Below are 24,586 nucleotides of genomic sequence, written 5' to 3' on the forward strand. Positions count from 1 at the left end.
TAAAAAAATGTTCCTGATAAAATACCAGGAACATTTTTATAATACTAAATATATTGTTTTAGAAACTGTAACCAACTGCTAGATTAAATCTTGTTCCATTACCTCGAGTATAATTGGCATTTGTGCCATAAAATTGAGAAGTTGTAGTATAATAATCTTTGTTAAGTAGATTCTCAATACCAAGTTTCACTCTAATTTGACTAGTTACTTTGTAAGCTGTAGCTAAATTCCACAAATTAAATGATTTAATAGGCCCTTCACCAATAGCGTAAGCTCCTTTGGCATTTGGTTTAAAATAATCACGATCACCTACATACATCCAATATACTTCTACATTTAACCTTTCGTTACCAAATTTTGCATAACCTGTCATTTTAACTGGAGGGATTCTGTTCGATTTTAGATAAATATCATTATCTCCATAAAAACGACCATCACCATCTTTATCTCCTCTACCCTGAACATAGGCATAATTTCCTCCTATCGTAAGTTCTTTAATTACTTGATAATCGGCTTGAATCTCATAACCCCAAACACGCTCTGGTAAGCGTTCAGCAAGTAAGAAGCCATCAACTTGAATTAAGTTTGTTCCTAGTTTAGAAGTACTGTAATAATACGCTGCACTCATATTAAACTTCCCTAATTGGCTGCTAAAACCACCCTCGTAGTTATTAACGATAATTGGTTCAGTTTCTAATTTAGAGATAGCATCTTGTTTTGCTGCGGTAAGTACTCTACCTAAATCAAATATTGAAAATGCTTGAGAGAAACTTATAAAAGGATTGAAGAATTTAAATTTAGAATATCTTAAGCCTGCATTAAAAACGAATGCCTCATAGTTAAGCTCTCCTCCTTTTACAGCCACGCTCCCTGCTCCATTAGCTCCTGTTGCAAGTGTATTGTAATCTTCTATATTTATTTTGATGTTTTCTGCACGTAATCCTGCTTTAAGTGTCCAATCACCAAAAAAATGAGTAGATAACTGTGCATAAGGAGCTAGATTAACCATATCAATGTTTGGAACCCAAACTCTACCATCAACTAATTTTTGATTTGTTTTATCATTTAGTAAATCAAAACCGTAAGTTACGTCACCTGTAACATTGGTAGAAATTATGACTGGAGTATTTAAATAAACTCTTACTCCCTTTTTAGTAGATGCTGTTTGTGATTGCCCAGTACCATAAAAAAAAGCAGAATTAGAAAAGATGGTTAAGAAATCTTGATAATATAAATTAGCAGTTAAGTTAGTTTTTCCAAAAATATTCTTATTTATATACTGTAAATTAATATTGTGATTATAGCGAGTACCTTCATCCGAACCTAATCTATTTCCTAGTACGCCAATTGCAGGACTTACACCATAAACGCCATTTTTAAGTATAAAATCAGAATCTTGATTAGAACTAAAATAATTGTACATAAAATCAATTCTTTGCTTATCTGTAAGGTCGTATCCCAGTTTCGTAAAAACATTATAAGTTTTAGTTTCACCTAATCCATATTCAGGTGAGATAACTTCACCTTTTGCATCACGAAAAACGCCTGTTTTTTCATAAACACCACCTACGAAGTAATTAAATCGCTTCATTTTTCCATAAAACTGTTGCAAAAGTCTGTAACCAATAACGCTATCTCCTTTAATATTACCATTAGTGCCTGCTTCGCTATATCCAGAAAATTTATTTTGTGTCTTACCCGATTTTGTAATGTAATTAATCAAACCACCATCAGCACCGTTACCATAAATTGCTGTAGCGCCTTTGATAACTTCGATGCGTTCAATAACCGAAGGGTCAATCGAGCGAATTTCTCTACCTGCTGATTTTAAAGGTGTAGATTGCGGAATACCATCAATAAGAACCAAAGGATTTCTTCCTCTTAACGTTTGACCGTAATTTCCAGTATTATTAGTTGCCGAACCTAAACCAGGAACTGCATATGCTAATACATTAGCAATATTTGGACTTACTATCGATAAGTTGTCTATATCGTTTGCCTTTATTACCGTTACAGATGAAGGAGTTTTTGATAATGTTTCAACCTTTCTGCTTGCCGAAACTATAATCTCATCTAGTTGAGAATCATCTCTAACTTGCTTCGCATTAGAAGCTTTTAATAATAAACTTAGAGTAGTTGTTCCGTTATTTGATACACTTATCTCCTGTTCTATAGTTTCATATCCTTTTAAAGATGCTTGTATAGTATAAATATTACTACCCACTTTATCAAATTTAAAACTTCCGTCAGCACCTGTTGTAGTACTAAATTTAGAAACTTTAAGAATTATATTTACTCCTGCAACTGGTTTTCCGTTAGAGGTGGTTATTTGCCCTTTTATTTTTCCTTGGTGGTGGTGTTGTGCAAAAGAAATAAGGAATGAAAATAGAAAACCAATAATAAATACGATCTGTGTCGTTTTTGAATTATGATATTTCATTAATTTTTAAATTTGGTTAGTTACTTGTTTTTATTGGTTCTAAATAAAAACAACGCAAATGTAAATATTAATAATCCTTTAACAAAAATTATTTAGATTAATTCTACATAGTTTGTGTTAAAAATTTTCTAAAATATATTCTATATCAAACATCAAAATATTTAGAATCAAATGATAACAAGAATGTTTTATTTAATAACGTTTTTATCACCATTATTCCAACCTCAATGATAAATTACTATTTGCTTTTAAATAACCATTTTTATAATTTTATTCTTAAATTATGAACCTACAACTAATCTGTTTTTTAAAAGAGCACAAAATTAGTTATCCTAATAAATTAAATGAAAACACCTTATCAAATTTCAGATTTTAAAGGACAATCTGACGAAAATGGTTACGTAGCGCTTAGCGTTTTCTGTAATAAAGTTTTTAGACTAAATGATGATGCTATTTCAGGATTCTTTGATCCTGAATATCGATTTTATAACAGCCCAAGATCTGAAGCTGCGCGAAAAGATATACGAAACAACATTTCTTTTATAACTGTTACTAAAAAAAGGAGAGCTTCTGGAGAAACCTATACTGTAAGAAAAGTTATAGGTGGTATATATAAAGATGATTTAGATTTTTTTATTGCTCAGGCCAAAATTGCTATACTGGAAAATGATCAACTATTTGATAAAGTCTACAAACAATACGCAGAACAAAGAAATGAACAAGTAAAAATTAATCTGGCAAAATATGGATCTCAAAAAAATGAATAATTAATCATTCTTCTATTTCTTTACTTTTTTGCCAAGGAAATTTCCCTTCGATTTCTACTTCCAACGATAAGCTCAAGAAAGTTCTAATTAACACAATAACTCCTAGCGAAAGCACGCGATCCATTGTTGGCTCCGTTACAACCGTTCCAATAATATCTCCGGCAACAAGAATTTCTAAACCTAATAAAATTCCTTTTCCGAGTTCTTGTCTTAATATTTTATAGGATCGTGGAACTGATCCTTGAAGTGAGAAAATAAACTTGCCCATCGCTAGCACAATTCCAATAATTATAGTGATAATACCAGTTATTTCAATTCCTTTCGCTACATATTCTATATATAATTTTACCACTTCCATTTTAGCTTATTTTCAATGTATTAATAAGTACAATATAAGTAAATTACCTCATATAACTACAAATCTTTTAGGCATTATATAAAACTAGTTAATTACATTCTAATCAAAAAAAAATGGAATCTAAGTCATTACTTAAATTCCATTTATATGTTTTTTTTGACCTTTATTATTTTTAAAAGGTAAAAATATTAGAAAAATTATTCTTTGTCTTTAGTAAAAAAAATAACTTTTCCATCTTTCTTAAGTTCTGTTTCACCATGCCAATTAGTGTATTCATAATTATCATTATGAGCTTTAACACCAGAAGCTGTAGTGTCTTGAATCATTTCAATCTTTTCACCACTTAAATCAATAGTCAACGTACCTTTTTCATTATTGAAGTTTGTAATTAATTGGATTCCTTCACTGTTAGTAACAGTATCAGTAATAATTTCTGTAGAAGCAGCCACTTCTGTGCTTGGTATACTTGTTGATTCTTTATCAAGTTCCGATTCCTTAGACTCGTTTTTGCAAGAAGTGATGATTAAGGATGCAATCATAATTGCACCAGCTAATTGTATTTTTCTCATTGTATATACTATTATCAAATTAATTTTATTATTCATAAGGAATTTCCCTTGTTTTAATAAAAACAAATATTGTGCCAGATTGTAACTTTAAATAAGTAGGTATCTAGTGCTACTTAAACATTTACCTTTTTGACCATTTTAATTTAAAAATAATCTAGTATTAAATAAGTACTATGTTTGTTAGTCTAAATTATGCTAACTGATACGTATAAACTGCTATAATAATGCATAGTAAATTTTAGTATCTTTACTGTATGATGGAAATAGGAATAGACAGTTTTGCCTCTGCAATGTACGGAGATAATAATACGCTAAGTAGCGTAGATGCAATGGAGCAATTATTACAAAGAATTGAACTAGCTGATCAGGTAGGTCTTGACATATTTGGTATTGGCGAGCATCATAAAAAAGAATTTTTAGATTCTGCAACGGCAGTAATTTTAGCCGCAGCTGCAGCAAAAACAAGTCGTATACGTTTATCAAGTGCAGTGAGTGTTTTAAGCGCCGCAGATCCTGTCCGTGTGTATCAAAGTTTTGCTACTCTGGATTTAATTTCCAAAGGACGAGCAGAAATTGTCGTTGGACGTGGATCATCAATAGAGGCTTATCCTCTATTTGGGTTTAATCTTAATGATTACGACCAACTTTTTAAAGAGAAATTGGAACTTTTGCTGCAAATACGAGATAATGAATTTGTTACTTGGTCAGGTAAATTTCGTCCTGCTTTAAATAACCTTCCTGTTTACCCACGAGCATTACAAGAAAAATTACCAATTTGGCTAGGCGTTGGCGGAACTCCTGAATCTTTTGTGAGAGCAGGAACTCTTGGATTACCATTAATGGTTGCTGTTATTGGAGGACAAACACATCGTTTTCGTCCGTTAATTGATTTATATAGAGAAGCTGGTAAAGCAGCAGGATTTACTCCCAAAGAATTAAAAGTAGGCTTGCATTCGCCAGGTTATGTAGGTGGTACGAATGAAAAAGCAATCACTGATTATTATCCAGGTTATGCCGAACTTTGGACCAAACTTGGAAAAGAACGCGGTTGGCCTCCTGTTACAAAAACACAGTTTGATAGTCTTATCGACGAAAAAGGAGTTTTGGTTGTAGGGAATCCAGAACAAGTAGCTGAAAAAATCATTAGACATAGTGAATCACTTGGTGGCATTTCGAGATTTACTTTTCAAATGGATAATGCTGGACTTACTCATACGCAATTAATGAACGCAATAGAATTAATAGGAACAAAGGTCATACCGCTAATTAGAAAGGCTGAGTAAGCGTTTTTCCTCTTCTTGAAAGCATAAAACAATACAAAATTTAAACAATTTAGTAAACTATTTACATTAATTAGAAGAGATTAATAAAAGTCAATTTATTATAGTTTATTAAAACTGATAAATTATCGCAATATTTTCAATGACTTAGCACTTTTTATGTATTTACAATAACAATTTGAAGTAGAATATTAGGTCGTAAAAAAAATGATGATTTTAACAGCAAAATATTTAGTTCTTACAAACAAAATTTTACTTTTGCGCTCTAATTAAATAAAAGCATATCATGAACGACTTATTCGCCAAAATTACAACTGAATTCGAAACATTCAAAACTGAATATGAGTCTCTAATGGATAAAGGCGTAAAAGCTGCAGGACCAAGAGCTCGTAAATCAACTCTAGAATTAGAGAAATTATTGAAAGAATTTAGAAAAGTTTCTGTAGAAGAATCAAAAAAATAATTCTATCAAATTAAAAGCCCTCTAAGAAATCTTAGAGGGCTTTTTTAATCTTCTTGTTTAAGTAAGTTATCTAACCAATTAAATATTAATATACTAAAGAAGATGTATTTATACTGATTTCAGCTGATTTAGTTTGATCTTCTACAGGAGCATTCAGTGCTTTTTCTTTCAAAAAATTTATTCCTTTATCACGCGAAATCCTATCTTCATACATTTTACTCATTCCGATAATCTTCCCGTTAAAAGCCTTTAAATTAAAATAAACCTTCTCATCTGAAATTGTTTTTTTGAAAAATTTAGTGCTGTCTTGTGAATTCGTTTTTACAGATTCAACTCCTTTTTCACACATAAATTTTCGGGTGTATCCACTGCTTCTTAAAATTGTATCTCCGTTATTGTCAGTAAAATAAAATTGAAACTCATCGTTTTCGTTTTTTACAATTACAAATTTTTCCATTTTTAAAAATTAATTATATATTTTATATTTTAGCTATGCTATTATTTTAATCATTGAATGTTACTGTAAACGTACTTCCCACCCCAACTGCACTTTCAACGCTTACAGCTCCATTCATTGATTCTATTTGGTTCTTAGTGATATATAAACCGATGCCATGTGCATCTTGATGTTTGTGAAATGTCTTATACATTCCGAATAACAAATGCCCGTGTTTTTTAGATCTATACCCAGACCATTATCAGTTATCGTCAATACTTTTTTTCCATTATCGATAAAAAAATTGAACTCAATTATTAAGTCTCTTTCTGGATGAGCATATTTAATAGCATTAGTACAAAAATTCAATAAAACACTTTCTAAATAAGCTGGATTAAAGTTAATAATTGCATCTTTTGGAATATTGTTTATAATTGTCCCTAAATTTCTATAGTTGTATGCACTAACAACATTTAGTACTTTCTTTAAATAATTGTTTAAGTTTAAAGGCTTAACAACAATATTTACATTATTCTGAATATTAACGATTTGAGATAGATCAGTAATTGTTTTATTTAAATCATCAGATACCGTTCGCAAATAGCTAAAAGCTTCACTATTCTCTATGTTTTTATTTTCTGCATCAATCATATCTAATAGCAATTTTAAATTCCCTGCATGCGAATTTAAATTGTGAGCTACTATATGTGAAAAATTCAGCAACTGGCTATTCTTTTCACTGTACAGTTTCATAGTTTTAACCAATTCTAATTCTTTTTCCTTTTGTGAGGTGATATCTGTATGAGTACCTATAACTCGCAAAGGTTTACCATTACTATCACGCTCTATTACCTCTCCTCTATCAAGAATCCATTTGTATCTTCCGCTAGAAGTTAATACTCTATGGTAATTTTCATAAAATGGAGTATGATTTTCAAAATGCTCTTTAATTGTTGCATAATACTCTTCCAAATCGTCTGGATGTACAATCTCATCCCAACGCTCTGGATTATCAAAAATAGCGGCCGAATTTACTTCGAGTATTTTAAAAGATTGAGAAGAATAAAAAACAGTATTTGTTCTTATATCCCAATCCCATACTCCAGTATTTGAAGCTTCTAAAGCAAATCTAAAACGCTCTTCTAAAACTTTTAGCTTTAGCTCTTGAGCTCTAAATTCTGATGCATTAAAAAAAAAATCTGAGAAAACAGCACTCTTATCTTCACGAGATTTTGAGCAAATATTTTTTATAGCATTAGAACTACCTCTGTTGTAAAAATCGTATACCATATCATATATTTCTAAACTAATTAATACTTAATTTAAGATGCTCATGGAGCAAAATAAACTCTCTCAAAATCATTTTAATAAATTGCAATAAAATCAAAAAACACATTAAAAAATCTCAGAATATATTTATTTCATTATTTACATTACAAATATATTACCAATAAAATCAATACTTTATAGTACTAAAAACTACTTAATATAGAACTTGTTCTACAGATTGTAATCTTGTTAGTTGGCTTTATTGCATAAAAAAAGTGAAGGAATTATACCTTCACTTTTAAAATATTTATGTTAACAAATAATAAAGCCTTTGAAACTAAGTAGTTTCATCATGATATAATTGAAAAATCTTTATAAGTTCGGCTAAATTATCTACTTCTAATTTTTCAAAAATTCTATTTTTATAGGTGCTAACTGTCGTTTTTTTTATTTTTAATAACTCCAGTATTTCTAGATTACCGTATCCTTTAACAAATAATAAAGCTACCTCCATCTCCCTATTTGATAAAGCTTCTAACGGATTTGTTGGTTTTTTGAAATGTAAGAGTCAAGTATTTTATCTTTTATATTTTGAGTTATATATTTACCATATGAAATCATTGAATTGATAGCCAATTTCATTTCATCTTCAGAGCTTTCTTTAGTTAAATAACCAGATGCACCTGCATTAAGATACCTCATGGCGTAGATGTTTTCTTCTAAAGCAGAAAATATCAAAATTTTTATATCAGGCTGAATCACCTTAATTTCTGTCAAAATATTTATACTATTGCCATCAGGGAAATTAACATCCAAAATCAATAAATCTATTTTTACTTCTTTTAAAATTTTAAATGTATCTATAAAAGTTGCCGCCTTGTAAACTGTTGCACTCATAAACAGCTCCTTAATAATCATACCAACTCCCTGACGAACTACAACATGGTCGTCGGCAATTAAAAAACTATAGTTGTTTGAAGCGCTCATTATCTTTCTATTAAATTAATTACACCCTGCTTATTATTCGTAAATATTAAAAAGCAGTAGTGGTTTCTGTAGTATTTTAAGCTGGACTTAAAATTAAATTAAATACAACTTTTGTACCTTTTCCTTCTTCGCTTTCCACATTGATTTCACCATCAAATAATTCAACTATTTCTTTGCATAGATTAAGTCCCAAACCAACTCCCAAATCATTCATTTTATTAGAAACATTCCCTTGGTAATACAAATCAAATATATTCTTCAAGTTTTCTTCTGGAATACCAGCTCCAGTGTCTTGAATTTCTATTTTTAAATTATATTCATAATCAGAATTTTTATCCAGATCGATAGTAATAGCTATACGGCCGTTCTCTGTAAATTTATTGGCATTACCAACTATATTATAAAAGAGTTGATGAATTTTTGTTGCATCAGAATATACTTCATCGTCAGAATTTAAATTAGAATTTAGTTCTATTTTATTTCCTTTAGTTTCTACTAGTGAAGACAAGGAATCAATGATTTGATTTATTTCTGTTTTTAAGTGAAAATTTTTGTTCTTTAGCTTGAGCTCATAGTTTTCTTCTTTAGAATATTCTAAAATCTGATTTGATAATAAAAGCAATGAATTAGTGGTAAACTGAATAGACTTGAAAGTATCTTTAATTTCAATATCTTGTATAGAAGAGCTTATCTTCTTGCTATACATAGAAATTATACTTAAAGGAGATCTAATTTCATGACTTATCATACCCATAATCCTGTTCTTAAAACTTAAACTCTGACGTATCTGATCCTGAGCTATAGTCAATCTTTTCTCATACTCAAAAGCTATTCTAGTAAAGCTAAAAAGTATAATAGAAACAATAAACATTAGTATTATTAAAATTAATAATGTGTAATTTCTAACTGTTATATTTGACTTGTATTGATTCTCTAATTTCTTTTGAGAATCTGCCTGAAGTTCATTAATAGGTTTACTGTAATTAGGTAATACCGTTGCGCTAAGATTTAATAATTTACTATTGAGTTCTGTAAGCTTTAAATCCTGGTTTCTGAGCTTTGTGAATGTCTTTTTTAAATTATTAAACTGACTTTCATAGTATTTATTAGTTGTCAAAAAGACGTTCTTAATTTGATCTTCAATACTTCCAGAAACAAGTTTGTCATTATACTTCATTGTTACAATGATCTTTAACTGTTCTTTTTGTACTTCTGTTTTCCCAGCCAGCGCATCTCCTAATCTAGAAAAAAGACCTTTTTTAGAAACACTGTCGATTTTCATATAAGAATCTGTCTTTATGCTATCTAGAATTTTATTATACTCAAATTTTTTAAAATCTAATATATTTAAAGCTTCTTGATTTTTTGGTTCGGTTTGCAGATTAATAATAGAGTCAATTGTTGATTTTAGAGCAAGAATACCCAACTCTGATTTACTTTTCTCAATTAATACTTTTTTAAACTCTATATTTTTTTCAGTAGCATCATTCAGTTTATTAACCAATTCGCCTGTCTCCATTAATGAAGCCGAATATTTTTCTAACGAAGCTTCATCTTTATTACTTATATAATGATTGTAATATTTTTGAGAATTGATAAATGAATCGCTTATCTCATTGGTCAGTTGCTTTAGGTTTCCTAAATTACTTATTGAGTCAAAATATTTTGACATTTTATCCTCATTTGTAGTTTCATTATGCCAGATTATAACCGCCATAATTTGTAATAGAATAACAAATGCCAGCAAAGTATAATGAATTACTTTTCTATGTTCAAATTTTAGTTTTGCAAAACTAAATCTATCGCTTATCAAATTTTTTTCAATCAAAATATATATTTTTTTAAGATAAAAAATGAGTCAAAAATTACTAACTCATAATAAATGCTTTTAATATAGGTATTTGATGTAGCATCATGTACTACAATTTAAAATAGATACTGCTTTTTTTTAAAATATTAAATTATGACTTACAATAAAAAAAACAAGCTTAATTGATAACCTTATTTTTATGTAAAAATTAATACTAAACTAAAACTATAACAACTATTTAATAGAGATTTGGGGGGAGTTCTCTTAATTAAATTTAAAAATAAAAATGCTAATACAATTTACATATTTTAATTATATAGAAATAAAATTTCTTTTTTATGAAAAGGATATTATGCAAAAATAAACCGCTAAATTTTATCATTATGTAGAACATTAGAGAATCTAACTCTAGAACTTATTCTACAAATTGAGATCCTTTAATTCTATAAAAAATAAGAATAGGATTGCAATTTAAGCCAAAAAAAATGATTCCTACAAATTTTACAAAAACTTTTATCTAAAAGCTTGTTGCTATCTTAAATGCTTTATTTAATTGTTTATTTTTAAGACAAAAGATAAACATATTTAAATTAAAAATCAGCAATTATTATTTATATAATTTTATTCCGTAATTGTTTGATGAAACTAATTTACAAGAAAAAACCCAAATAAAACTTAATATATGTATCCGATTTTGGTATATATACTAGTTTAAGGTATTTTTGCCAAAACGAAAATAATTGGTTATGATAATAAGAAAAGCAACTATAAACGATTCAAATGATATTGTAACATATTTGTTGTTGGCAATGGAAGATATAGTATATAAATTTATTGGTAAAGAAGACTATAACAAAGCTAAAGATTTTTTATTGCATTTTGTAGAAAAAGAAAATAATCAATATTCTTATAAAAATTGCTTTGTAGTAGAAGATGACAATGAAATTGTTGCTGCTGTAAATATATATGATGGAGCTAAATTGCATCTCTTGAGAGAACCTATTGCACAATATGTTAGAACACATTATAATAAGAATTTCAATCCTGAAGACGAAACTCAAAAAGGTGAAATTTATATTGATACATTAGGCGTTAACCCTAAATGTCAAGGAAAAGGTATTGGCTCTAAACTATTACAGTTTTTGATAGACGAATACGTAACAAAAAAGCATAAAACTCTTGGTTTACTTGTGGATGAAGGAAATCCAAATGCTAAAAAACTATATTTAAAATTAGGATTTAAGCCTGTAGGGGTTAAAACATTAGTTGGAAAAAGACTGGAACACCTTCAGATAAAAGGGTAGATTTTTTTATTCTTTTAATTTTATTTGTCATTGCTCAAATCAAACTATTAGCTTAGATATATCGCTTTACATCTTGTGCAAAACAATAACTCCTTTGTCATATTATTATTCACTTTTTTGACCTTCATTATTTTTTTATATTATTACTCAAATAATATAATTTCATTATTTATTTCACGAAATTCTGAGCCTTTTTTTTATAGCGTACTCACTGACAAGTGAGTAAGTTAAATATTTTACAATATTTAACTTACAAAAAATATATTGAACATAAAAAAACAGTATATTAGCAATGTTAAAAGTAAAACATTCTTTACAAATTACTCAAAACCTAAATGAAAGTTAAATATTTTTCTTATAAAATTAATAAGCTCGAAAATAATCTTAACTTTCTTAAGTATAACGTTTATTGAATCAAAAAAATAATTTGAAAATTATTCTCTTTGTTATGAGTTTATAAATTTTGCAAAATATTATTGACAAAAACATTGAGGATAATCTCGTATAGCTTGAATCATTTGCGTTAGAATAATCATCAAGATATCTTGTTTGCTTTTATAACAACTTTTTAATTATTATTTTTTTGATTATGAAAAAAACTCTATTATTTCTTACTGCATTAATGGTTCTCATATCCATTAATTCTTGCTCTGACTCAGACAGCGACAATTTAGACAATATTAATACAACACAAGCCGATAAGAAGAAACTTATTCTTAAAAAATTTGAAGAATTAGGTTTAGATCCAGCGAATGTTATTTTTTCATACACAATCGATAGTAGTAATGCTATTACAGTTGAATCTCTAAAAGACTTAGAGAATGTAATGTCTCATGAAATATATTTAGAAAAAAATAAAGAAATTATAAATAATATTAATTCAAAAGAATTCTCTGAAATTTCAAATTCTGATTACTCTAATAATAGGTATTATGACGGGACTAATTATGGATATACTTCTTTTCAAACAGAAGTTCCTGTACCTCAATTATTCAGTCTTTTTAAGCGTAATATGTCTTTGTTTATATCGTTCCAATATGAAAGGTTTGAGTTGCAAAATACTTATGGTGAAAGTGGAATTCGAAATGTTTCTTCGACATTAATAGGTTTAACATTTGGCTACTCATATGATCATATTGACTTTTATCATCGCGGTAGTGGAGCTATGACAGTTCAACTCACAATAAACGGTGTCCTTAATCGTAATATATTTTTTGAGGGCATAGGTACAATTTATAGGAGTAATGTAAAAACAATAGGATATTTTGTTCCAAGAAAAAATAACACTTATGAAGGACAGTTCCGTGTCGTTTCAATATAAGAAAATTAAATATTATTGAACAGTCGATATTATAAGTTAATCTGAATAATTTGAAAAGTCTAATTGTTACTAATTAGACTTTTCTTGTACATAGCTCCCTCCTTTTATCTTCATTATGAACAAATTAACATTTATTCTTCGAAATAAAACACTAGATTTGCAGCCTTATAAAAAATAATACCACATTACATTAAGGGTCTTTATATCCCTTATTTTTAAGGAACAGCATTGAAATTCACTTTAAAACATAGCCTTTCTAGGCGTAACTTCTTTATTCTAGGAATTGTTTTCGTAGTCCTAACTTTGTTTTCTATTTACATATTAAGCAGTTTAATAACGCAAATATCCGAAAAATCAAATTCGACCAATTCACTACGTAGTTTTATTAAAAAACAAGAAGTTCTAGCACTGGAATTTTCACGTTTTCTAGAAGTTCAAAAAGAAATAACCCAAATTATTGAAATTAGTACTTCTAACAATTTATCGGATAATTTAAAAGTATTAAGTGCCATACACGCCAATCAAAATCTTGTAAAGAACAATTGGTTTCAGATAAATGATGGCAAAATAGAATTTAGCAACTCTAAAAAAAACACCAATTTAACAGCTGAGATAAATGATTTTATCGCTAAAAATGGTGACAAAGACAAATTCAATACTATTACTAAAGATGGTGATAACTTTTTTTGGCGCATTTATATTAAGTCTAAAGCTATAAATGGCGAAATAGTACGTTATGGTTATGATATTGATTTAAAAGAATTACGTTTCTATTTTTCAACTGTAGATCAATTGGCCGAAAATTATGCTTTTGTATTTGATAAAGACGGAACTATACTCTATCATCCCGAAATTAAATTTATTAAACAAAATGTTTTTAAAATAACTGATGTCGTTGCATCAGATACAATCTTTGCTCCCAAAAAGGGTTTCACCAAAAGAACCGCTCTTTCAGAATACTTAAAATTAGATATTGTTAGGTATACACAACGCCTAAAGGTAGATGATACTGATTGGTATGTTTGTGTAAACTTTCCTGAAAATATTGCTAATGAAGATGTAAACGCTATAAAAAAGTATGCGTCACTAATTTATTTTATAACTACAGCCATCTTACTTGTATTCTTTTATTTGTTTGCGATTTTTACGCGTAAAAGCTTTCAAGAAAAAGAAGATTTGGCTAAAGAAAAAAATAAATTAAGTTTAGAAAATGAAAAAATAAAGAAAGAAAAAGCATTAATTCAATTGCAACAATTAAAGGAACAAATAAATCCACATTTTTTATTTAATTCTTTGAATTCTCTTTATATGTTAATTGAAAGTAATACCAAAGTAGCACGTAAATTCACACTGAATTTATCTAAAATTTATCGGTATTTAATCAATCCACCAGAACAAAATATTGTTAGTCTTAAGGAGGAACTTCTTTTTATTGAGAAATATATTTTTTTACAACAAACTAGATTTAAGGAAGAGTTTGAATTTACAATTACAATTGAAGACAATAACGCTTTGTTAAAAAAAGTTCCTTATTTATCTTTCCAGATTGCCATAGAAAATGCAATTAAGCATAATATTGCCTCTGATGAAAACCCTTTAAAAATAACAATTATTATTAAAGAAAACATGGTAATCATTACCAATACTCTAAACGAAAAACAAAACTTCGAGAAGGAATCTAAATTTGGTCACAAATACTTAAAGAGTATTTATAATTTTTATTCTAAAAACGATTTTGAGACATTTAAAACGGATGATTTTTTTGTCTGTATTTTACCCTTAATTGATTAAAAAAAGCATTCACTCCCAAAAAAAAGCCACTCACTCCGTTTTAGTTTTTTTTAACGTAACAGATGGAATATTTTAGGCGAAAAATTAACCTAAACTTAACTTCAAATGAGGGAAAAGGCATTATTGAAAAATTTAAAAAACACATTAATTCTACTATTATTAATTAATAGTAGCGTTATTATTGCGCAGAAAAAAGACAAGAAAAGTAGAAAAGAAAAAACAGAACAAGTTAAAGATTCTACAAGTAACAAAAAAGGAAAAAATATAATGACCTTATAAAAGATGGTACTGTAAAAAAAGGGCTGTTTAATATAATACAAGTTAAAACTGATCTTTATCTTGAAATAAATGATTCTCTTTTCAAAGAGAATTTCTTGTGGTAAATAAAATTTCTAATGTCCCAATGCAAGTTAATGAGGCTGGACTAAACAAAGGAATGAATTATGAAAACAAGATCATTACTTTTCATAAAGACCTTGTAGCCAAAAAAGTATGGGTTAAATCATCTGTTCCTAGTGTTTCTTCTCCAAAAGGAGATGCAATAACTGCTTCTGTGATTAATAATTTTTCGGAATCTATTATAGAAGTTTTTGATATTGAAGCAAAAAACAATGATTCAACTTCAGTAATTATTAAAGCAAACAAAGTTTTTGATGGTAAACAAAAAAGCTTTAACGATGTTTTAAGCAACATTGGTTTTGGTGGTTCTGTTAAATCGGATCTATCTTATATTGAATTTGCTAAATCATTTCCTAAAAACATTGTGGTTAAATCACAACTTACTACATCAGTAAGTGAAGGTGGTGGTCCTGCCCTATCTGTTACGCTTGGAGTAACTAGTAACATTATTTTATTAGATAAAGTTCCTATGCAACCTCGTTTTTCAGATAAACGTATTGGTTATTTTACAGAAAAACACTGGTACTTTAGTGATGATCAACATGCAATGCGTGAAAAGGAACTAATTACGCGTTGGAGATTAGAGCCAAAAAAAGAAGATATTGAAAAATACCGTAGAGGAGAATTGGTAGAGCCTAAAAAACCTATCGTTTATTATATTGATCCATCTACACCAAAACAATGGCGTTCATACATTATAGAAGGTGTTCGTGATTGGCAAGTAGCTTTTGAAAAAGCTGGATTTAAAAATGCAGTTATAGCAAAAGAGCCTACAGAAGAAGATACAGATTTTGATATTGATGATGTACGTTACTCAGTTATTACATATGTAGCTTCTCCAAAATCAAATGCTATGGGACCTGCAGTTGTAGATCCTAGAAGTGGTGAAATTATTGAATCTGACATTATATGGTGGCATAACGTAATGACTTCATTACACAGCTGGATGCGTATTCAAACTGGAGTAATTGATCCTAAAGCTAGAGGGAATAAATTTAGCGACGAACATATGGGTGAAGCTATCAGATTTGTTTCTTCTCATGAAGTAGGACATACTTTTGGTTTAAAACACAATATGGGTTCTTCATTTGCTTATGATGTTGAATCATTGCGTTCTAAAGATTTTACGGCAAAAATGGGAGGAACTGCTCCATCAATTATGGATTATGCTCGTTACAATTACATTGCACAACCAGAAGATCATGTAGAAGCTATTACTCCAAAAATTGGTGAATACGACAAATATGCTATCGAATGGGGATACAGATGGTATGGTGACGAAAAAGAAGAGCACAAGGCTATAAATGGTTTAATTGAAAAACATCAAAACGATCCAATTTATTTTTATGGAGAACAACAAGGTGAAATAATTGATCCACGTTCTCAATCTGAAGATTTAGGAAATGATGCAATGAAAGCAAGTGAATATGGCCTTAAAAACTTAAAAAGAGTTGTTAATAGTATTCTAGATTGGACATACGATAAAGATGAATCATATTATGAAACTGGTAAACTTTATATTGGTACTATAGGACAATGGCAACTTTATAACAGACATGTATTAGGTAATCTAGGAGGTGTTTATCTTAACACAACTGTTCATGGTGATAATAAAGCAAGTTATGTTGCTGTTCCTGCTGCAATCCAAAAAAGAGCTGTCGCTTATTTATTAAAAAACAGTATAACTATTCCTGAATGGTTGTTTTTTAATCCAATATTAGATAAAACAAATCCATTAAAGGATTCTCCACTTGGACCATATGAGTATACTCCTTATACCCTAGCAAGAGAATTACAATACGGTATTATCTATAGTATGCTTAGTGATGATCGTTTATTGAGAATTACAGAAGATGAATTATTTCAACGTAATGGAGCTAAAGAAAATGTGTTTACAGTAACGCAATTATTTAAAACCATGCGTCAAAGTATTTTTGCTCCAACAATTCAGAATAAGTCATTAACGATTATGGAGCGTATGACACAAAAAAATTATGTTGATGTACTTATCGTTTCTACAAATAAACTTTTTGAAAAAACAGACGGTAAAAAACTAATCGAAATAAAAGAGAATCTAAACATCCCCCATTTATGTAATCAATTAGATGAATCAAGAATGGCGCGTAACATCAATCAAACCTCTCTTAAGAGAGTTTCAGAAGTTACATCTGATAAAAAAGGAGAATTAAAACAAGTATTACAATTATTGAGAACTAAGAAAAATATTGGAAATCAAGAAACACAAAACCATTATTTTGATTTGATTCAACGAATAGAGAGAGCTTTAAATACCACTTTATAAAACTTTTATCCCAATTAAACCAGAAATGAAAAAATTAATTTACATCTTAAGCATATTCCTGACAGTAGTCGGGTATGCTCAAGAAACTAGAACGATTAAAGGAAAGGTAATAGATTACCAAGACAAATTACCTATTCCAGGTGCAACAGTTTATGTTGAGAACAGCTCAGTATCTAACAGTACAAACCAAAAAGGTGTTATAGAAAGCGCTAGTATTGGAACTGTTACTGATTTTGATGGTAATTTTGAATTAAAAATAGACAAAAATACCACTGGTGTACGTGTGACTTACATGGGATACCAATCTTATACTATTAATATTACCTCTCAAAACAGCTATACTATTTCTTTAAAAGCTGATTTAAGTGAACTTAAAGAAGTTGTAGTAACGGGATACCAAAAAATTGAAAAAAGAAAATTGACTTCGGCTGTAGCCAAAGTTAATATGGCTGATATTCAACAAGCCGGTGTTGCGAGTTTAGATCAATTATTAATCGGTCAAGTTGCTGGTGTTGCTGTTACTCAAACAACAGGAGCTCCTGGTGCAATTGCAAAAATCAGAGTTCGTGGTACTGCATCGCTTTCAGGTTCACAAGATCCTTTATGGGTATTAGATGGTTTACCATTAGAAAGTAACGATGTTCCTAAGAATTTTGACAAAGACAATATCGATGAATTAAATAACTTTTCTATTGCAGGATTAAACCCTGACGATATCAAGGATATTACTATTTTAAAAGATGCTGCTGCTACTGCAATTTATGGTGCCAGAGCTGCAAATGGGGTAATTGTTGTTACTACCAAAAAAGGTAAAAAAGGTACTATGAAAGTAAATTTCATCGCTAATACTTTTGTTACTCAAAAACCAGATTTTTCAAAATTGAATCTTTTAAATGCTTCTCAAAAAGTAGATCTAGAATTAGGATTAGCTAGTAGATCTGACTTAACCTACAGAGATGGTGGCGGAGAAATTTCTCGTATCCTAAATAAGTCTAATGAATTAGGGGCTTATAGAGCGGGAGGTTTTTCGGCATTGTCATCAGACACACAGAATGCTATTAATAATTTAAGAAACAACAATACTAATTGGGGTGATTTATTATACCAAACGGCTATAAATAAGCAATATGGCTTGAGCTTTTCTGGTGGTGGCGAAAAATCTGATTACTACTTCTCTTTAGGAGCATATAATGAAGAAGGTGCTACAATAGGAACTGGTTACGACAGATATAACGTTACTTTAAAAAATAATTTTGAAGTAACAGATAAATTAAATATTGGTATTGGATTATTTGGATCTGAAAGTAAAACAAAATCATACATAACGGACACAGATGGTTTTACAAATCCATCAAATTATTCAAGAACAGTAAACCCATATTTAACTCCTTTTAATCCTGATGGAAGTTATAACTATGATAAAGATATTAGCGGTTATTCTGATACTTACATCCCTTTTAATTTTATTGAAGAAAGAGAAAACTCTTCTTACGAATTAAAAAACAGAGCTATTAAAGCTATTCTTGATATCGATTACAGAATTACAAAAGGCTTAAAAGCAAGTACCCAAATTGGTTTACAATTTGATAATACTTCAAGTGAAAAATATGCGGGTAAAGACACTTATTTTACAAGAAAAGAAAGAGAAAAAACACGTAGATTTAATAATGGTAAGCCAAGTTATTTTCTTCCAGAAGGTGGAATAATTCAAAATAACAATACCGATTTTTTCCAATACAACTGGAAAACGATGTTAAACTATTCAACTGTTATCAATGAGAAACACGAGTTGGAATTGATGGCAGGAAGTGAATTAAGAAGAAATTACAATACTAGTATTGCAACCAAAGCATTTGGTTACGATCCAAAAACATTAACTTCTATCCAAATCATTTTCCCAAGCGCCGATCTTGCAAATGATGCAGCTTATAGAGCCTACAAAAAGTCTGAGAATGAAAATGCTTTTGCATCTTTTTTTGCAACAGCATCTTACACCTATGATAGAAAATATACTTTCTTCGGAAGTGTACGTTATGATGGTTCTGATTTATTTGGTGTAGATCCAAAATACAAATACTTACCACTTTGGGCCGCTTCTGCTTCTTGGTTAGTGTCTGAAGAAGATTTCTTAAAAGGCAATGAAACACTATCTAACTTAAGATTACGTGCTTCTTATGGATTGCAAGGAAATATAGACAAAGGAACATCTCCGTTTGTGGTAGGTGATTATGGTATTGTAAGTCTTTTGCCAGGACAATCTGAACCTACTATTACTATATTATCTCCTCCAAATGATAAACTAAGATGGGAAAAAACAGAAAATACCAACTTTGGTATGGACTTAGGTTTATTCAATAACCGTATTAGTATCGTTACTGATATGTATGGAAGAAAAAGTAGTGATTTAATTGGTGTTCAGTCACTTGCTGTTGAAAATGGATTTGAGTTCACTACCTTAAACTGGGCGCAAGTATCTAATAAAGGATTTGAGATTGCATTAGCAACAAAAAATATTGATCGTCCAAATTTTAAATGGACAACTAATATTAATTTCTCACACAATAAGAGCCATGTTGATCGTGTGCAAATTAGAGAAAATGAACTTACTCCATCACTACAAGGATACCCAGTAAGAGCGGTATTTGCTTTAAAAACAAATGGAGTTGATGAAAATGGATACCCTTTGTTTGTAAATAAAAAAGGAGAAACAGTTAATACCCAAACCTTCTTTCAGTTATACGATGCTTTAGCTGATGTTATACCTGGAGAGTTTGCACAATCTAAACTCGATATTAAAGAGATAAGAGATTTATTTACTTATGCTGGAGATTTAGATCCTAAGTTTACTGGTGGTTTTACCAATACTTTCAAAATTCATGATTTTGATATTACAGTTGCTACCACTTTTAATATTAAGCAAACAGTTGTGGAGACGCCTCCGTACAATGGTGCAATGGTAGATCGTGGAAAAAACTTTACTACTGATATTCTAAATGCTTGGTCACCAAATAACACAGGATCAAACTTACCAGGAATTGTTGGGAATAACGGCGCTGGAGACTCTTGGATGGCTTACAAATGGTATGCTGGAGCAAATCCAATAAATACCAACAAATACTTAGATACTTGGGTACATGAAATGAGTTATATGCGATTAAGCAGTTTACGTTTTGGATATACTTTGCCTAAAAAAGCAGTAGAAAAAATGTTTTTTGATAGTCTAAGATTCAGTATTGAAGGAAGAAATTTATTTGTAATTAGCTCTGATTACAAAGGATATTTTGATCCTGAGTCTTATGGTAATATCTATGCTCAGCCTATTCCTAAATCATTAACATTAGGATGTAACATAACTTTTTAATTAATTTAAGATGAAAAATATATCAAAATACCTATTCCTTTTTGTAGCTGCAATTGTGGCTTCAAGCTGTGATGATTACCTTGACGTAAAACCAGTAGGGAAAGTGATTCCTGAAACACTTACTGATTTTAGAGCTGTTCTTACTAGAGGATATGCTGTATTTCCTTTACATAAATCACTTACTGCTTTAAGAACAGATGAAATGATTCTTGAAGAAGAAAGTAATGATTATGCATTCTATAAAGATAACTATATCTGGAATGATGCAAATCCCGACCTTATTGCTACAAAATTTCCATATGGTGCATTATACAATTGCATTTTTTATGCCAATGTAATTATTAACGAAGCTAACAACAAACTTGAAGCTTCGCCTGAGAAAGATCAATTGATTGGGGAGGCTTACGCACTAAGAGCATTTGCTTACTTTGACTTAGTTAATCTATTTGCAAAACAATATGATGCAACGACTGCAAATTCTGAGAGAGGTGTTCCATTGGCATTAGAGATAGATTTAGAACAAGTCTTTAAACCAGAAAGCGTAGCGATTATTTACGGGCAAATTATTTCAGATAAAGAGGCAGCTAAAAAACTTCTTAATAAAGATACTCAAGCAACAGGACTAAACTATCGTTTTTCTAAAGCTGCATTATACGCATTGGAGTCACGTGTTTACTTATATCAAAAACAATGGGCTCAAGCTTTACAAGCTGCAGACAAAGGATTGGCTATTAATAACGCATTAGTTGATTTAAATGCTACTCCTATTTTGCCAAATAATTATGATACTAAAGAATCAATAATGGCTCTTGAAAATACATTTGAAAACAAATTAAAAAGATCTGCTTATCCAGCTCCAAGCTTAATAAATACATATGACCAAGCTAATGATTTGCGTTTTAATGTGTACTATAAAGCAAGTGGAAATGGGTTTATATTTTTAAAAGGTGGCGAAATATACCAAAAAAACACGTTTAGAACTTCTGAATTGTATTTGACTAAAGCAGAAGCTTCCGCACAGTTAAATGATCTTGCTACAGCAAGAACAACTACATTAATTTTTATTAAAAACCGCTATAATACCACAGGTTTCGCACAATTGAGTACAAAGATTAGTGCTATGAATCAAACAGAACTTCTTGACTTTATATATCAAGAAAGACAACGTGAGTTTGCTATTGAAGGACAACGTTGGTTTGATTTGAGAAGAACTACTCAAAAACAAATCGTGCATACATTGAGTGGAAAGACTTATACTTTGATCCAGAATGATCCGAGATACACATTGCCTTTCCCATTAGATGCAAGATTAAACAATCCAGAATTGTAAATTAACTAGCTCCGTTTTTAACGGAGCTTTTTTTTTAACTTTGTAAAAAAAAAGAATAAATGAAAATAGTAATTATTGAAGACGAACATCTTGCTTCAAGTTATCTAAAATCAATTCTGGAACAGCAAAGTATTATTGCCATAAGTGAAATAACTTTGATAAAATCAGTAAAAGATGCTGTTGTTTTTTTCAAAGAAAACACGGTTGATCTTGCCTTTATGGATATCCATCTTGGTGATGGTAAAAGCCTTGATATATTTGAAAAAGCAACTATTTCATGCCCTGTAATTTTTATTACTGCTTACGACTCTTATGCTGTAAAAGTCTTCAAACATTTTACTATAGATTACCTTCTTAAACCCTATGAGGAAGAAGAGTTATTAGAAGCCTTGTCAAAATACAAAAACATAAAAGAAGCATTTAATCCTAATCCTATAGTTGAATCACTTGTTACACTTGAAAATCAAACTAACGTTCAACATCATTTTTTAGTAAATCATAGAGATAAACTAATTTCAATAAACGATCAAACCATTGCTTATTTCTATGCTACAGGTAAACATCTGTTTATTTACACCAACTCTGGAAATAGTTATTTTTACAACAGCAATCTTAAAGAACTAATCAATAAATTAGACCCTGCCCTTTTCTTTAAAGTAAACCGGAAATATATTTTAAACAGAAATCATATTCAGGATATTGTGAAACATTCTAGTCAGAAAATTGAATTGCTTTTAAATATTTCTATTCCCGATACAGACCCTATTATTTTGAGTAAAAAAGAAATTAATAATTTCAAGAACTGGCTTGATTCCTAACTCAAATTATACTTTAATCGGAATATAAACAAATGTGATTCTCTTATAGAGGTATACAATTAGACTTATTAATTAGTACAATAGTGTTTTCATATATTTGTGTAAACGACAAAGATTTTAACCGAACATCTTTATCTAATAAATACAATTATGAAATTACAGCACATACAAATTCAGACTAATGATCTCTCCAAAACTATTGCATTTTATACTCAAACACTAGGTTTTCAAATTATAGAAAACAATTCTACCTCAGTTTCCTTTCAAATAGGGAGTTCTATTTTAAAGTTTATCGAAAACAAAAATTTTGATTCCATTTATCATTTCGCCTTTAATATTCCTAATAATAAACTTGACGAAGCTATAAAATGGTGCGACAATAAAATTGACTTAATTCGTATTGAGGACGAAAAAATTATTACTAGATTCGAAAATTGGAATGCCAATGCAGTTTACTTTTATGACAATAATGGCAATCTATTAGAATTCATAGCACGACATGATCTGGATAATTCAGAAACTAAATCCTTTGATATAAAATCTATACTTAACATTAGTGAGATTGGTATCGTATATGAAAAACCACTAGAATTAGGTCAAGATTTGATAAACAAGCATCAGCTAAGTTTCTTTAGTAAGAATGTCAATAGCGAAGTTTTTGCAGCCATTGGTGATGATGAAGGTTTATTAATCATTGTAAAACCGAATCGGAATTGGTATCCAACCCAAACACCATCAGAAAGTAATAATACAGAAATTCGATTAGAAAATAACAATAAAATCACTGAATTAATTTTTTAGTTTCTCCACTCATAGATGTTTGTTAAATATCACGCGGGGATGCTACGCACAAAACCTAATATACATTTCCTTTGTATCTCTGCGTCTTTATAGCTTTGAATCTATCAACATCAAAAAAAACTAAAAAAAGCTAAATAATTATACCGATTGGTATATATTTGTATTTTAATATCAAAATTAGTTATGAGTAAAGCTGCTAGAACCAAACAATTTATAATAGAGAAAACTGCTCCTATTTTTAATATGAAAGGATATAGTGGTACATCTATAAACGACATTACAGATGCAACTGGACTTACAAAAGGGAGCATTTACGGTAATTTTGAAAATAAAGATGAAGTAGCAATTGCTGCTTTTAAATATAATATAAAAAAACTTCAAGATGCATTTGCTAAAGCAATTGAAAAAGAAAGTACCTATAAAGGTAAATTATTAGTTTATCCCAGATTATATTCTGATTATTTTCATTTAAAAATTACTGAAGGTGGCTGTCCAATACTAAATACTGCCACCGAAGCAGACGATACTCATCCTGTACTTAGACGAGGTGTAGAAAGAGCTATTGTTTTTTGGAAAGACAAACTAGTTTTTTTTATAGAACAGGGAATTCTTACTGGAGAATTTAAAGCTAAAGCTATCGACTCTGAAAGAACAGCTTTAACCATTATCGCCATAATTGAAGGCGCTGTGATGATCAGTAAAGTAACGGGGAACTTAAAGCACTTATCCGACATCATGATATCATTAAACAGAATTATCGAAGACTTAGAAAACTAAAAG

General features: G+C 29.6%; 20 protein-coding genes and 1 pseudogene. 12 read left to right on the forward strand and 9 right to left on the reverse strand.

Going from position 1 to position 24,586, the window contains the following annotated elements; all coding sequences use genetic code 11:
• Positions 1-58 precede the first annotated feature (58 nt).
• A complete protein-coding gene (locus EAG11_RS07095) occupies positions 59-2,440 on the reverse strand; it encodes a TonB-dependent receptor (protein WP_129538566.1) in 2,382 nt (793 codons plus the stop codon).
• A 344-nt stretch (positions 2,441-2,784) separates the two neighbouring features.
• On the opposite strand from EAG11_RS07095, the gene EAG11_RS07100 reads away from it, so the two are divergent.
• On the forward strand, positions 2,785-3,207 hold the full coding sequence (locus tag EAG11_RS07100; RefSeq protein WP_129538567.1) for a hypothetical protein: 423 nt from the start codon (positions 2,785-2,787) through the stop codon (positions 3,205-3,207).
• 4 nt (positions 3,208-3,211) lie between these two features.
• On the opposite strand, the gene EAG11_RS07105 is transcribed toward EAG11_RS07100, so the two are convergent.
• Together EAG11_RS07105 and EAG11_RS07110 are read right to left on the reverse strand one after the other, a co-directional pair.
• Positions 3,212-3,565 (reverse strand): DUF1622 domain-containing protein, encoded by a 354-nt coding sequence (locus tag EAG11_RS07105; RefSeq protein WP_129538568.1) that lies wholly within the window; start codon positions 3,563-3,565, stop codon positions 3,212-3,214.
• Between the two features lie 197 nt (positions 3,566-3,762).
• A complete protein-coding gene (locus EAG11_RS07110) occupies positions 3,763-4,134 on the reverse strand; it encodes a hypothetical protein (RefSeq protein WP_129538569.1) in 372 nt (123 codons plus the stop codon).
• A gap of 257 nt (positions 4,135-4,391) precedes the next feature.
• Here EAG11_RS07110 and EAG11_RS07115 point away from each other — a divergent pair, with 257 nt between their 5' ends.
• Entirely contained in the window at positions 4,392-5,417 is a 1,026-nt protein-coding gene (locus EAG11_RS07115) for an LLM class flavin-dependent oxidoreductase (protein WP_129541046.1), read from the forward strand.
• Positions 5,418-5,700: 283 nt separating this feature from the next.
• On the forward strand, positions 5,701-5,877 hold the full coding sequence (locus EAG11_RS07120) for a histone H1 (protein ID WP_129538570.1): 177 nt from the start codon (positions 5,701-5,703) through the stop codon (positions 5,875-5,877).
• 85 nt (positions 5,878-5,962) lie between these two features.
• Here the strand turns inward: EAG11_RS07120 and EAG11_RS07125 are convergent, their stop codons facing one another.
• The 6 genes from EAG11_RS07125 to EAG11_RS07145 all read right to left on the reverse strand — a co-directional run bounded on the left by EAG11_RS07125 (position 5,963) and on the right by EAG11_RS07145 (position 10,397).
• Complete coding sequence (locus EAG11_RS07125; RefSeq protein WP_129538571.1) at positions 5,963-6,334, reverse strand: YegP family protein; 372 nt, start codon at positions 6,332-6,334, stop codon at positions 5,963-5,965.
• Positions 6,335-6,380: 46 nt separating this feature from the next.
• Positions 6,381-6,527 carry a HAMP domain-containing sensor histidine kinase gene (locus tag EAG11_RS22120; protein WP_242499281.1) on the reverse strand — a complete coding sequence of 49 codons (147 nt, stop codon included), beginning with the start codon at positions 6,525-6,527 and terminating at the stop codon, positions 6,381-6,383.
• Complete coding sequence (locus tag EAG11_RS07130; RefSeq protein WP_242499282.1) at positions 6,458-7,603, reverse strand: PAS domain-containing protein; 1,146 nt, start codon at positions 7,601-7,603, stop codon at positions 6,458-6,460. Before EAG11_RS07130 ends, EAG11_RS22120 begins: the two co-directional genes overlap by 70 nt.
• 316 nt (positions 7,604-7,919) lie before the next feature.
• On the reverse strand, positions 7,920-8,096 hold the full coding sequence (locus EAG11_RS07135; RefSeq protein WP_129538572.1) for a helix-turn-helix transcriptional regulator: 177 nt from the start codon (positions 8,094-8,096) through the stop codon (positions 7,920-7,922).
• A 20-nt stretch (positions 8,097-8,116) separates the two neighbouring features.
• Positions 8,117-8,569, reverse strand: a complete 453-nt coding sequence (locus EAG11_RS07140; RefSeq protein WP_129538573.1) for a response regulator transcription factor — start codon at positions 8,567-8,569, stop codon at positions 8,117-8,119.
• Positions 8,570-8,645: 76 nt separating this feature from the next.
• Positions 8,646-10,397, reverse strand: coding sequence for a HAMP domain-containing sensor histidine kinase (locus EAG11_RS07145; protein ID WP_129538574.1), 1,752 nt, complete (start codon positions 10,395-10,397; stop codon positions 8,646-8,648).
• Between the two features lie 728 nt (positions 10,398-11,125).
• On the opposite strand from EAG11_RS07145, the gene EAG11_RS07150 reads away from it, so the two are divergent.
• The 9 genes and pseudogenes from EAG11_RS07150 (at position 11,126) to EAG11_RS07190 (ending at position 24,583) form a co-directional block, all read left to right on the forward strand.
• On the forward strand, positions 11,126-11,683 hold the full coding sequence (locus tag EAG11_RS07150; protein ID WP_129538575.1) for a GNAT family N-acetyltransferase: 558 nt from the start codon (positions 11,126-11,128) through the stop codon (positions 11,681-11,683).
• A gap of 589 nt (positions 11,684-12,272) precedes the next feature.
• Positions 12,273-13,004: a hypothetical protein gene (locus tag EAG11_RS07155; protein ID WP_129538576.1), complete on the forward strand. Its 732-nt coding sequence runs from the start codon at positions 12,273-12,275 to the stop codon at positions 13,002-13,004.
• Between the two features lie 228 nt (positions 13,005-13,232).
• Positions 13,233-14,795: a histidine kinase gene (locus tag EAG11_RS07160; RefSeq protein WP_129538577.1), complete on the forward strand. Its 1,563-nt coding sequence runs from the start codon at positions 13,233-13,235 to the stop codon at positions 14,793-14,795.
• A gap of 105 nt (positions 14,796-14,900) precedes the next feature.
• Positions 14,901-17,496 (forward strand): annotated as a pseudogene (locus EAG11_RS07165) (zinc-dependent metalloprotease).
• 25 nt (positions 17,497-17,521) lie between these two features.
• Positions 17,522-20,857 carry a SusC/RagA family TonB-linked outer membrane protein gene (locus EAG11_RS07170; protein ID WP_129538578.1) on the forward strand — a complete coding sequence of 1,112 codons (3,336 nt, stop codon included), beginning with the start codon at positions 17,522-17,524 and terminating at the stop codon, positions 20,855-20,857.
• Between the two features lie 10 nt (positions 20,858-20,867).
• A complete protein-coding gene (locus EAG11_RS07175; protein ID WP_129538579.1) occupies positions 20,868-22,187 on the forward strand; it encodes a RagB/SusD family nutrient uptake outer membrane protein in 1,320 nt (439 codons plus the stop codon).
• Positions 22,188-22,246: 59 nt separating this feature from the next.
• On the forward strand, positions 22,247-23,005 hold the full coding sequence (locus EAG11_RS07180; RefSeq protein WP_129538580.1) for a LytTR family DNA-binding domain-containing protein: 759 nt from the start codon (positions 22,247-22,249) through the stop codon (positions 23,003-23,005).
• Positions 23,006-23,155: 150 nt separating this feature from the next.
• On the forward strand, positions 23,156-23,806 hold the full coding sequence (locus EAG11_RS07185; RefSeq protein ID WP_129538581.1) for a VOC family protein: 651 nt from the start codon (positions 23,156-23,158) through the stop codon (positions 23,804-23,806).
• Between the two features lie 183 nt (positions 23,807-23,989).
• On the forward strand, positions 23,990-24,583 hold the full coding sequence (locus EAG11_RS07190; protein WP_129538582.1) for a TetR/AcrR family transcriptional regulator: 594 nt from the start codon (positions 23,990-23,992) through the stop codon (positions 24,581-24,583).
• Positions 24,584-24,586: the final 3 nt, after the last annotated feature.

This window comes from Flavobacterium sp. 140616W15 (genome assembly GCF_003668995.1).
GTDB lineage: Bacteria > Bacteroidota > Bacteroidia > Flavobacteriales > Flavobacteriaceae > Flavobacterium.